Here is a 14,350-nt window from a genome sequence, read left to right as displayed (position 1 = left end):
TGAAGTGTTTAGATGCTTTTATCAAAATAAATTAATAACAATTAGAAATTGATTATTCATTAGTTGGCAACTGTTCTACGATTTGATAGGTACTAAAGTTTAGAAAGTTTCCTGGATGTGCTAATATATTTTGTAAAATAAATGGTGTATCAGGATTTGTACCAGAATATTGTATGATACCATCCATATTGACATCATTTAAATTGTAGCCATTAACGGCAAATGTTGGGAAATTCAAAAAGTTTCCAGCATCATTTAATACTTCTGATAAAATCGCTGGTGTATCTGGTGTAGTTCCTGAATATTGTATAACCGTATCCGCATTTACATTTCCAGACCACATGGCAACAATTCCACTTGGCATTCCTGAAGTAGTTTGCGCATTGCTACCAAAGGTAATTTGGTTTGTAGCATCCGTAAAATCAATTGTAGTAGGTATATTTGTCAAAGCTATTGGTACTGACGTCATAATTCCTAAGTGATTTTTGTGTTTAATTACTACAAAGTAATCATCATGACCAACTGCTATGGTAATTGGAGAAAAACCATCTAAACTAACTACATCACCATCGCGTTGGAGTAGTGCGCTTGTTTCAGCGATAATGGTACTATTATTTGTAGCATCTCTTAGCTCTAGTTTTACCCAATCAACAATGGCATTTTCGCCAGGAGTCATAAAGACAATTCCGCCAACTTCCGACATATCATATGGAGAAGTAGTTGGTATGAGTCCTAAGTTGCGAAGATCATCACGCATCCAGCTTTCTTCTCCTGTATTAGGATTTAGCAATGCACCTTGTAAAAAGACTTTTGGACTCAAAGCGACTTCATTACAACTTCCGTCTGAATCTTCCACAATAATTGTTTGCATACATTGACTCATTTGATTTTGCGCATCTGTCCATGTCCATGTCCATGTTACATTGGTGGTTCCCACAGGAAATGTTTCGTTTAGAATACTTGAGTTGTTATAGTTGTTCACCAGTAGATACTCTTGAATTGTACCAACTGTAAAGTTAGAGCTACAATCAAAAGTTAAACCAGAAAGATCAAAATTATTTAATGTTGCATTGTAATTTCCTGTTAAGTCATTGATAGTCGTTATGCTTGAATTATCCGCGCAAGCTTGTCCTTCATTAAAATTATAATACGCGATGAGTCCTGATTCATTTCCTGAAAGCGGAATATCTAAGTTTGACTGTATTTCAGTTTCAGTTCGCACGGTATTCCAAATGCGGAAATCATCAATAGCACCATCTAAGAACCTATTAGAGTTCCATGCGCCAATAATAAACTGTCTGTTCGCTACTAATGGAAGCGCAGTTGTATATGAACGTGTTGCTTGTAATACACCATTTAGGTAAAAGCGAACCACTTTATCAGTAGCAGAATATGAAACTGCTAAATTATACCATGTATGCGTCTGCAATCCTAAATCTACATAGTGATCCGTTGGTGAATTTCCATTTACAGACCAACCTAAGTTTCCACTTGTATTGAGTTGATAATGTAAATATCCAGTTGACCAGTTTGTGTAATTTAATATGGCATCCCAATTATCAATGGTATCAAAATAGACTTTGGCTTCTATGGTAACTTCATTTAAATCGTTTGTAAAACCACTAGAAACGGTCAATCGATCATCAATTCCATCAAAGTTTAAAGCAGTACCTGCAGTAAGTCTATCTCCATATACCGTTGGAGTAGGAGCGTTGATGGTAGCTTCACACGATCCGTTTTCTTCAACAGTAATGTTTATTGGGCATTCTAAGGTTTGTCCACACGAATCTTCATTGTAGATTGTTTGTACATCTTTGTTGGTAAAGTTAGCATCTGCGTAGTTATCATTGTCTACCAATACACAAGTTAAATTCGGATTTCCTGTAATATTTATGCTTGTAATATTTGTATTTACGCCATTTTTAAGATTTAAATATGTCAAACTATTATTTTGAGTAAAGATACTCGTCAAGGCTATATTTTGAGAAAGATCGAGAATACTGATTGCATTGTTACTTACTCCTAAAAACTGTAATGACGTATTATTAGAAACATCGAGTGAATTTAAACTAGTATTTGAAGCGAATAATTCTCTTAATGCTGTATTATTTGAAAGATCAATATTTCCTACAGATACATCTTGCATGCGTAATTCTTCTAAGGCAGTATTTGTTGTGATATCTAAACTTGTTATTGCTGAATTATCTAAGCGGAGTTCTGTCAAATCTGAAAGTCCTGTAAGATCAATGTTGGTTAAACTAGACGTTTCATCTGCAAAGATTTGTTTGAGTTTTGTATTTGCTGTCAAATCTAAATTTGCCAAAGGAGTAAAAGAACATGAAAGCACTTCCAAATTAGGACATTGACTGATATCAAGTGTCGCTAAAGCAGTATTGAATACACTTAAATTCATTAAGTTAGTATTGTTGCCTGTAATAAGTGAATTAATTGGTGTCAACGAACAATTTAGAGATTCTAAGTTTGTATTTGCAGTTACATCTAATGTTGTAAAGTCGTTTTCATAGGAAACAAAATTTGTCAAGGCTGTAAAATCTTGAATTCCTGTCATATCAGCTACATTTTCACTAAACAAACTCAAACTCGTTACGGTTTCTATGGCGGTTGTACTTACATAGTCATCATTCGCTATACCATTTCCCATACTAGTAGCATCACCAACAGCTACCGTATTTCCTGAAGCATCATGTGTTTCTAGATAGTTTTCAAAATTATCATCAGGAACATAGGTTTGTCTACAATCTTGGCTAAAAAATGTATCAGCATCTTTTTGCCACATCACTAAATATGGTGCAGTTGTATCGTCTACTTGAATACAGTTAAAAACATTCAAGCGTGCATCAAAATACGTGACATTATCATTATTTCCATTTTGCATATTTAGACTGGACAGATCACTATTGTTTGCTGAAAAAGATGTTAGTGCAATATTGTTTGATAAATCTAGAGCAAAACCAGAAGCACCATCAACTTGTAAAGATTCAAGCAAGAGATTATTAGACACATTTAAATTGACTAAACTACTATTATTAGAAATATTCAATGTTTTCAGATTTGTATTTACACTAAAATCTATTGAAGTAAGACCAATGTTGCTAGCATTTAGTATTTCTAAATTAGGTAATCCACTTACATCAAAGCGAGATGCTATGAAAGGATTATCACTGATATCTAGATTGACCAAATTCGTATTGGAACCCAAATCTAAAGGCCCTATAGTACTAGAACTACAATCTAAAGTGGTAAGTTGTGTGTTATTCGAAAAATCTGCTGCCTCCAAATCGTTTCCTGAGCAATCTAATATTAGTAAGTTTACGGCATTACTTAAATCTAAATCACCTCCTGAATTGCCATTACAATCCAAATGCTCTAACGCAATAAAGTCTTCAATTCCAATAAACTGCCCAATAGCTAGATTGCTAATATCTAAACTTGTGACAGAAGCAACTCTATAGGTAAACACCTTATTATCATTCGCAATTCCATTTCCTAAACTCATTGGATCACCTACAGGAACAGAATCTCCATCAGCATCATGAGTTTCTAAATAGTTTTCAAAATTAGCGTTAGGAATATTTGTCAGACTACAATCTAAGGTAAAAACCACATTACTATCTACATCCCAAGTGTTCAAGTATGAAGCATTTGGATCATCAACCTGAATACAGTTCATAGTTGTACTATTTTGTTCTGCATCAAAATATGTAATGTTAGCATTGTTTCCGTTTTGTATGTTGATTCCTGATAACTCTGCATTACGAGCGGATAAGCTTGTCAAAGCTGTATTGGAAGAAAGGTCTAAATTAAAACCTAGGGCTTCATCTAAAGCAAGAGATTCTAGCAATAAATTATTTGAAAGATTTAAGCTAAGTATACCAACTCCATTTACGTTTAGTTCTTTTAAATTGGAAAGTGTAGTGAAAGTCGATTCAAATAGTCCCATGTTACCTGATAAGTTTAAAATTTCAAGGGTTGTATATGGTGCGAAATCAAATGAACCTATGTTGTTATTTCCAATATTTAATTCTGTGATCATAGTATTATTTCCTATGTTTAAGGAAGTACTATTGGCATTGTTATAAATTAACTTTTCTAAATTTAAATTACTAGACAAATCAAGTATAGGAAATATTAAGTCACTCATTGTCAACTCACGTAAAAGTGGTAGTTGCGAAAAGTCAAACTCATTAAAATTATTTTCTGAACAAATTAATATTTCTAGCGCTGTAAAAGCTTCCAATCCATCCAATTGATCAATACTATTTCCTGAAATATCTAAATACGTTACTCCTGAAATTCTTGAAGTAAGTACCAAGCCATCATCCAAAATTCCATTTCCCATACTATTGGGACTTCCTACAGCAACTACATTTCCATTGGCATCATGGTTTTCAAGATGATATTCAAAATTAACATCAAGAATGCTTGTCAGACTGCAATCAGATCCAAAGCTTGTATTGGCATCTTTTAACCAAGTACTTAAGTAGCTTGCAGCAGGATTATCTACTTGAATACAGCTTAGTTCGTTGAATCGTGCGTCAAAAAAAGTAATATTTGCATTGTTACCGTTTTGTATGTTTAAACTCGTTAAATCGCTAGTTTGAGCAGATAGCGAGGTTAATGCTGTATTGTAAGATAAATCTAAAGTTAAACCTCCTAGAAAGTTTATAGATAAGGTTTCTAATAAAACGTTAGTTGACAAATTGATACTTGTAAGGCTTGTTTGATCAACGTTCAAATTTACAAGATTTGCTAATGGACTATAGTCTGAAACATTGAAATCAAAATTGTTATCTAAATCTAAATCGGTTAAGTTTGATAGATTACTAAAATCGATTGTAGGTATATTATTATTGGCTAGGTTTAGCTTTTCTAATGAACTAATAGTTCCTAAAACTAATGATGTTGTGCCATTATTAGCTGCATTTAATTCTTTTAAATTGATATTGCTACTTACATCAATGGTTAAATTACTATTATCAGAACAGTCAAAGATTTCAAGATTGATATTAGCTGCAATATTGAAATTACTCATGCCATTGGAAGCACAGTATAGTTCTTTTAAAGTGCCATTATTGGAAAGGTCAAAATTGCCAACACCATTTCCAGAAAAATCTAATATTTCTAATGCTGCAAAGTCTTCAATTCCTGTAATATCAGCAATCATGCTTGAGGAAATATTCAAAGAAGTTACACCACTAATTCTTGAAGTTCGAACATGATCATCGTTCGCAATCCCATTTCCCATACTTCTATTAGATCCCAAAGGAACTATATTTCCGGTATCATCATGTGTTTCTAGATAGGCTTCAAAATTGTCATCAGGAACCATTGTATCATAACAATGTTCACCAAAACTAGCTGTAGTATCTTTTTGCCAAGCAGCCAAATAACCAGCGCTTGCATCATCTACATTGATACAGGTTAAGTCTGAATTCCCAGTAGCGTTGAAATCCAGAATATTTCCATTGTCTCCATTAGCAACATTTAAAAACGTTAGTGCATTGTTTTGAACATATACATTGTCCAACATTCCATTGCTTATTAAATCTAGTGAAGCAATCATATTATTGCTCGCATCTAGCGTTTCTAGATTTAATAACAAACTTGTATCTAGTTGTGTGAGTCCACTATTGCTTAGATTTAGCGTTCGTATATTATTTCCCGCAGCAGTTACAAAAGTTGTCAAGTTGGGATTATTGTTTGCAATGATTGTATTAAGGTTTGGATTATTGCTTACATCTAAAGAGGTGAATGTATTTCCATTTGCAATAACGGTAAACAGGTTCGTCATAACTTCAATACCTGTTAAATCGGCAATATTTTGATTTTGAATGTTCAAAAATGGAAGACTTTGCATTCCAATAGTACTTGCAAGATTGTCATTAGCAATTCCATTTCCAGCGCCATTTGCTTCTAAATATGCTTCAAAATTATCATCAGGAACAAAGGTTGTTTGAGAGAATGCAACGGTCGTTATTAGTAAAAAAGTTAAACGTATTACAAGTTTCATAGTAGGCTTTTTTTGTATTTAATTTTTTATGAAACAAGAGTACAAAAGTTGTATTAATGTAGTGGAAGTATTGTGGTGACAAAAAGTGACAATCTAGTATTTATAGGCTTTGAATCAAATATTCTAATTCTTCTCCTGCTGCAACATTCATTTTTTTTCGGATGCGATAACGTGCTGCTTTTACAGCATCTACAGATGAATTTCGAATGGTAGCAATTTCTTTTATGGACAAATTTAAACGCATGAGCGCACAAATTTCACGATCAGTTTTGGTAAGTTTAGGATACTGTTCTCTAAGTTTCTTATCAAATCCTTTATTGACTTCTTGAATTTTATCTTGAATAGCTGAAAGTTTATTTTCGGTAGTAATTTGCAATTGTAATTTTGAAATCAACGAATTCATTTTCTTTTTCATTTCTTCTAGTGATTGTATATTCACTGTTTCTGTTTTGAGTTGATCTAGAAGTTCTTGTTTAAATTCTAGTCGCATAGAATTGTCAGCAATCAAGCGTTTTGTTTCTTCTTCATTTACTTTTACTTTTTTGTTTAATGCTAATTTTTGAGCTTTTTCTTGAGCTAATTTTTCATTGGTAATTTTTGTTCGATTGCTAAAATTTCTTTTCAATAAGATAATTATTAAAACAGTACTTGCTAATGTTAGTAAAAATAAGGTAAAGTAGAGCCACTTTTGGGTTGCTTCAGTTTGTGCTTTTTGTGCAATTCGTTGTCGTTCTTTCTCGAATTTGTATTGCAATTCTAATTCTTGAAGCTTCTTAGTAGTTTCTACATTGAACAATGAATCAGCGTATTTTTTGTATTTACGATGTGACAAATAGGCTGATTTATAGTTTTTCAATTTATACCAAAGCTGACTTTTTTTGTTGTAGGCAATTGCTAATTTTTGTTTAAAACCTTCTCTTTTAGAAAGCTTAATAGCCGAATCTACATATTTACCTGCAGTTCTATATTCCTTTTGTTTATAATATGTGTTTGAAATACTTAGATAATTATTAATCAGGTTCAAGTATTCATTATTATTTTTTGAACGTTCAATATTTTCCTTGTTCAATTGAAGTGCGAGTGAATCTTTTCCGCTTTTAGCATACAAAGACGCTAGATAATTATTGACCTTTTCAACACTACTATAATCGTTTACTGCGAGATACAGATTTTTAGCTTCTGAATATAATAATTCAGCAGAATCTCTCTTTTTAAGCATGTTATAGTTACTACCAATCATTAATAAAGCATTGGCAACACCTTGTTGGTTAGCCATATTTTTATGTGTGTCTTTAGCTTTGTTTAAGTATTCAAATGAAGTTTTGTAATCTCTTTGAAATTTATATAATACTCCAATATTATGATATACATCGGCAATGTTTGCAGTATCTTTTTGGGTTTCAAAAAACGATAATGCATTTAAATAATGGGAAATTGCTTCTGTATACTTTGATTTTCGTCGCTTTAAGACACCTAATTGAACTTCTACCAAAGCCTGAAGTTTTTTGCCCACTTGCTCTTGATGACTTTTAGAAATGGTATAAGCTTCCGTAATGATACTTTCTGCTTTACTGAAATTATGATCCAATTCATACTCGCCTAAAGCCAAGAGTGCATCAACTTTTTCGCTATTGGTAACTGCATTTTTTAAAACAGTTTCTAGCTTAATTAAAGTAGTGTCTATTTCTTGAGCTCTAGCTATCGTTATAGATAGGAATAATACTAAGATTAGATAGTATTTCATAATTAGCAATCTTATCACAAAAATATTAAGATTATTGATTTATTTAAAAAGAAAACTCGCTTAGTAGATAAGCGGGTTTAAAAGTAGTTACTTTATATCAATTCTCAGGTAATTGTTCTACTATTTGATAGGTACTAAAGTTTAAAAAGTTCCCTGGATGCGCTAATATACTTTGTAAAATAAATGGTGTGTCTGAATTTGTACCAGAATATTGACATCATTTGTACTGTATTTGCTAACTGCAAATGTTGGGAAATTCAAAAAGTTTCCAGCATCATTTAATACTTCTGATAAAATATCAGCAGATAAAGCATAATAATTTTGATAGAAATATTTGTATTATTTCTATTTTAATAAACTTGAAAAAGTACAGGATTAAATAAAAAACGCCATCTTTTATATGAAGATGGCGTTTTGATTATGAATTGCCCCAAATGTCTAATTGCCCTATATTAGACAACAATCATAACCATCGTAAACTAAACTAAAATTTTAATGACTTTATTCGTTATCTGGTAATTGTTCTACGATTTGATATGTACTAAAATTTAAGAAGTTTCCTGGATGAGCTAATACATTTTGTAAAATAAATGGTGTGTCAGGATCTGTTCCAGAATATTGTGTATTTCCGTCTAAATTGACATCATCTGCATTGTAACCACTCACTACATAGGTTGGGAAATTCAAGAAGTTTCCAGCATCATTTAATACTTTCGATAGAATGTCTGGCGTGTCAGGACTTACTCCTGAGTATTGTACAACTGTATCACCGTTAACATTTCCAGCCCACATAGCTGCTATATTTGTTGGCATTCCAAAGGTAGTTTGCGCATTGCTTCCATAGGTAATTTCGTTGGTAGCATCTGTAAAGTCTATGGTTGTTGAAACTTGTTTTAATGTAATAGTAGAAGATGTCATGATTCCTAAGTGATTTCTATGTTTTACCACAATGAAATACTCTCCAGCAGGAACATCAAATGTAAGTGGTGTAACTAAATCATCATTTACATCTACAATATCTCCATCACGTTGTAAAACTCCTGATTGTCCAGCAATGACTGTTGTTGGTGAATTCGCATCTCTGAGTTCTACCCAAATCCAATCGACCATAGAATTTACACCATTATCTGCTACGCCTACATCCAAACTGATACTAGCACCATCGCTATATGGCGAAACTGCATCATACACTGCACCCGCAGTTCGCAAATCGTCACGCATTAAGGTTTCTTCTCCTGTATTTGGATTGAGCAAAGCACCTTGTAAGAACACATCAATATCTACAATAACAAAATCACAACTGGTTTCATTGTACGAAGCTTGTGCGTCTTTATTTGACCAGTTTGTTGTACTGTACGCGACATCATCCACTAAAATACAATATAAATCGTCATTACTTTGTGCGTTGAAAGTTGTGATAGCAGCATTATTTCCGTTTTGTACATTTAAGCTTATCAATTCATTATTATCGCAAAACAATGTTTTTAAAACCGTATTAGTACTCAAGTCTAAAGTGGTTAATTTGTTCTGAAACAGATCTAAGTTTTCTAGTAGTGTATTCGTAGAAAAATCTGCAGTAGCGATTAAATTTCCATAAAGAACTACACTTCGCAATACTGTATTGTTTGTAGTATTTATACTTGTCAATTGATTTGAATCTGCCGATAAGGTTTCAAGTACGGTATTTTGAGAAATATCTAAACTTGTTAATCCGCAAGCATTTGCTGTTAGTGAAACTAAATTTGGACTGTTTGACACATCAAGCGTTCCAATAGTATTATCTGAAACATTTAAACTTGTTAATCCTATAAAATCTTCAATTCCAGTAATATCCATAATTCCTTGATTGTTTACATTTACATTTGTAGCTACTTCAATTAACGCAGTTGGCACTTGCCCATCAGCAGAAATATCATCAAAACCTAAAGCTTCAAGTGCTGCTTCAAAATTAGCATCTGGAATGGAAGTATACAGACAGTATGTACTACTAAAACTTGTGGTAGTTTCAATGTCCGTCCAATTTGTTGTACTATAGTTAGCGTCATCTACGATAATACAAGTTAAATTTGGACTATTCACTAAGAAAAAGTTAGTGATGTTAGTGTTATTTCCATTCTGTACGTTTAATTCGACTAAATCACTGTTACTGCTTGCGACTAAGTTTGTTAGATTTATGTTTGGACTCAGATCTAACGTTGGAATTGAGGTATCATTGACTACTAATTCTTCTAATAGAAGATTGTTACTTATATCTAAACTGTTGATCCCAATATTGTATCCGCATTTTAAAATTTTCAAGTTTAGGTTTTGACTCACATCGATTGCAGTAAGACTTCCGTATAAAACATCTAATTCTTCTAACGCTGTAAATGCTTCAATTCCACCAAGACTTACTATAGAGTGGAAGTTTATTGTTAATTGAGTTAGTCCTTCAATCAAAGCCGTTGGAACTTGTCCATCAGCAGAGATGTCATCATAGCCTAAAGCTTCTAAAGCAGCTTCAAAGTTTGCATCAGGAATTGCTGTATAACGACAATAGTTCTCTGAGAAAATTAAACCAGAATCTACTTGTGTCCAATTGGTTGTACTGTAAGCAGCAGCATCTACCGATACACAGTTTAGATTGTTGTTATTTGTCACATTAAACGTAGTAATGTTTGTATTGTTACCATTTCGGATGTCAATATGCTCTAAAACACCAGTTTGTCCTTCAAATTTTGTTAAAACGCTTAAGCCAGTTAAGTCTAACGAAGTAATTAAGGAACCATTTACTTTTAACCAATCAAGTTGTAGATTGTTTGTAATATCTAGGGTACTCACATCTGTATTGTCAATCCTCAATTCATTCAATAGCGGATTATTTGTGACATCAATTTCCGTAATATCGGTTTTGTACAAACGTAGTTTTTGTAGATTCACATTAGCACTCAAATCTATAGATGCAATGTCTGTTTCAAAGGCTTCTAATATTTGTAAAGAGATGTTGTTACTAACATCTAAAGCGACAATATCATTTGCAGGGCAATCTAATCTGGTTAATGCTGTATTTGCAGAAACATCTAGCGAAGTAAGTTGATTAGCGCCAAGGTCTACAGATTGTAAGTTTACGTTTTGAGATATATCTATAGACGTAATGTCATTTTGATTGGCGGATAACGTTTCTAAAGCAATATTATTAGTTAGATTTAATTGCGTTAAATTATTTCTATCGACATCTAATGTAATTAAGGCTGTAAAATCTTCAATACCTGTTAAATCGCTAATCGATTTGTTTTGGACGTCTAAAGAAGTTACGACTTCAATCAATGCTGTTGGTACTTGTCCGTCTCCATTAACATCGTCATATCCTAAAGCTTCTAATTCAGCTTCAAAATTAGCATCTGGAATTGTTGTATAGCGACAATATACATCGTTAAAACTACTAGTACCATCAATATTTGTCCAGTTTGCAGTACTCCAAGTAGCATCGTCAACCAAAATACAGGTTAAATTCGGATTCCCAGTAGCGATAAAATCTGCATTTGGCATATTAGTATTATTGCCATTTTTGAGGTTTAGATAGGTAAGATTGTTGTTTTCACATTCTAATCGAACCAATGCTGGATTATTAGATATATCTAACTCTGTAAAATTATTATCTGCAATGCGCAACTGTACTAAATTTGGCAAGTTAGAAACATCAATACTATTAAAATTGACACGTTCTATAATGACATTTTCCAAGAGAATATTTTGTGATACATCTAATCCATTTAAGGCTGTGTCTTGGAAAAATAAGGACTTAACATTTGTATTATTAGTTAAATCAATTGTGGTTAAGTTTGTACATCCTCGTAAGTTGATGGTTTCTAAAAGCGGATTATTAGAAACAACTACGGTTGTAAATAAATTGTCTCTTAGATTGATGAATGTTAGATTTGGATTTAGACTTAAATCGATTGCAGTCAGTTGATTGTAACGACCTTCAATAGAAGTTAAACCTGAAATTGCACCTAAATTTAAGGTTGAAACAGTATTGTTGTCAAATATTAGTGTTTGTAGATTTGAATTGTTGCTTACATCCAAACTAGTGAGTAAATTTGTTTCTACATTTAAATCAATAAGTGCAGAAAAATCTTCAATTCCTGATAAATCTGCAATGTTTTGATTGCTTACATCAAGAGCAGTTATTACTTCAATTAATTCGGTCGGTACTTGTCCATCAGCAGTAATATCATCATAACCTAAAGTATTTAAGACAGCTTCAAAATTTGCATCTGGAATTGCTGTATATCGGCAATAATTTTCAGAGAAAGTTAAACCTGAATCTATTTGTGTCCAATTGGTTGTACTATAGGTTGCATCATCTACAAAAACACAATCTAAATTGCTATTACTTGTGATATTAAATGTATTGATATTGATATTATTTCCATTTCGAACATCTAAGCTCGTCAATGTCGTTATATCATTTGCTATTAAGTTTGTAAGCAACGTATTTGCTGTTACATCAAGCGTTGTTAACTTCGTAGAGTATACATCAAGTGTTGCTAGATTCGTATTGGCACTCAAATCTAAAGAAGTGATTTCAGAGTTCCATAAATCTAAATAACTAAGATTTACATTAGTACTTGTATCAACGGTTAATAAATCGCAACTATCACAAGCAAAACGTGTTAAAGCTGTATTGGCAGCTAAATCAATAGATGTACCTGAGTATTGTCGTAATCTAAAATCTTCAAGAAGTGTATTGTTGCTGACATCTAGACTACTAAAAGCATTACCATTTGCAGCCCAAAGTGTTTTTAAGTTGACTAAATTAGATACATCTAAACTTGTTAAGTTGTTATATTGAATTCGCAATGTTTCTAAAGCTGCAAAATCGTTGATCCCTGTTAAGTCAGAGATATTTTGATTGTTAAGGTCCAAACTCGTAATTCCTGAGATATAATCTGTTGGAACTTGTCCGTCACTCGAAATATCATCATAACCCAATGCTTCTAAAGCTGCTTCAAAATTTGCGTCTGGTATTGTAGTATATGGTAATTGATTTACTGTTACAGTTCCCAAATTTAACACACATGAACCTTCTTCAAACGTTGCTCTAAGTTCATACGAACCTTGTGCAAGATTGGTGATATCGGCATTTCCTACATCATCATTAAAGACATACGGATACGTTGTTCCACCATCAATACTGAATTTAATTTCAGATCGAGTGGCTTCATCATCAAAATTTACGCTAATTACACCATTAGTTTGCCCAATATATACGTCTGTAACTCCAGTTACGGAAGCTGTTGGTGTTATGGTACTTTCAAGTGAAACAAAATATACAGCTCCTGAATTTGACGGACTATCATCTTCATTCTGTCCAATCAGTAGTGTAGGATACGAAACAGCAACTGCTCGGTTTGAAAATTCATCCCAACCTGCACCTGAAGTTATTTTAGAAAGTTGTGTCCAGGTATTTGTGCCATCATCTTTAAAAATATACACAGCATCTGTATTACTTGAACCATTTCCAAACGTTCCTACATACAAAAACTCGCCATCTAACATAAGATCAGTTCCAAAGCGTTGATCATTATAGCTATCTTTATCATCATTTTGAATCATAACGCTGTTGGCTTCTAAGTAATCACCATTTGTATCTGCTTTATACACATATACTCTTCCTTGGTCTGGATCAGGAGTGGAAGAAACTTCAAAGTTATACGCGCCAATGGCTAAATAATCTCCTTCAACACTTATACTACAACCAAAGTACTCTGATGTTTGTGTTCCTTGTAATCTATGTGTACGTGACCAAGTTCCATCGTTTGCCTGATCCCATATCTGAACAGAACCTGCAGAGGCATTTCCAACCGAAGAATAATCTTGTGGTCCACCAACATACGCACGTCCATTTTTTATCAATACATCATATCCAAATCGTGCACCATCATAGTTAGATTGTACTTGCGGTTCTAATTTTGTTTCAGTGTATGTAAATGTATTGGTTCCGTCATTTTCATATAAATATGCACAACCACCTGTACAACCATTTCTTGCTCCAACTAGAATCAAATCACCTTCAATAGAAACGGCTTCTCCAAAACGATCTCCAGAAGTACCATCACTAGGTTTAAGAATGGCAACTTCAGTCCAAGTATTCACTCCATTATATTCAAAGACGTAAGCTGCTCCAGTATCTACATTCATTGCATCTAACTGAGAACGTGCGCCGACTACTAAGTAGTTTCCTTCTAGTGCGACTGCAGAACCAAAATTGTCTCCAGAAAAACTATCGCTTGCAGTAAGTATGGTTTGTTGTGTCCAGTTTCCTGAACCGTCATTTGTGTATATATAAACTTTCCCTGCGGCGGATGCATTACTACGTGAAACTACAGCGGCAATATTACCGTCAATCGCTACACGTTCTCCAAATCGATGATTGGAACTTGCATCACTAGCTTTAAATTTAGTAGCGCCTACTGTTGTCGTTGTTACTGTACCAGAAAATTTAGTTTCATCAAATAGGCAATTGGTTTGTCCAATTACACATGAAGTAATAAAAAGTAAGAAATAGAATAGATTTCTTTTCATAAGAATAG

General features: G+C 33.1%; 3 protein-coding genes. All 3 read right to left on the bottom strand.

Going from position 1 to position 14,350, the window contains the following annotated elements; genetic code table 11:
- Nucleotides 1–52 precede the first annotated feature (52 nt).
- The 3 genes from ACOQOS_RS04000 to ACOQOS_RS03990 all read right to left on the bottom strand — a co-directional run bounded on the left by ACOQOS_RS04000 (nt 53) and on the right by ACOQOS_RS03990 (nt 14,342).
- A complete protein-coding gene (locus ACOQOS_RS04000; protein ID WP_420573674.1) occupies nt 53–6,031 on the bottom strand; it encodes a LamG-like jellyroll fold domain-containing protein in 5,979 nt (1,992 codons plus the stop codon).
- A 100-nt stretch (nt 6,032–6,131) separates the two neighbouring features.
- A complete protein-coding gene (locus tag ACOQOS_RS03995; RefSeq protein WP_420573673.1) occupies nt 6,132–7,775 on the bottom strand; it encodes a tetratricopeptide repeat protein in 1,644 nt (547 codons plus the stop codon).
- Between the two features lie 501 nt (nt 7,776–8,276).
- Nucleotides 8,277–14,342 carry a hypothetical protein gene (locus ACOQOS_RS03990; RefSeq protein WP_420573672.1) on the bottom strand — a complete coding sequence of 2,022 codons (6,066 nt, stop codon included), beginning with the start codon at nt 14,340–14,342 and terminating at the stop codon, nt 8,277–8,279.
- Nucleotides 14,343–14,350: the final 8 nt, after the last annotated feature.

It is taken from the genome of Kordia sp., from assembly GCF_965224175.1.
GTDB lineage: Bacteria > Bacteroidota > Bacteroidia > Flavobacteriales > Flavobacteriaceae > Kordia.
This window is presented reverse-complemented; position numbering and strand designations above follow the sequence as displayed.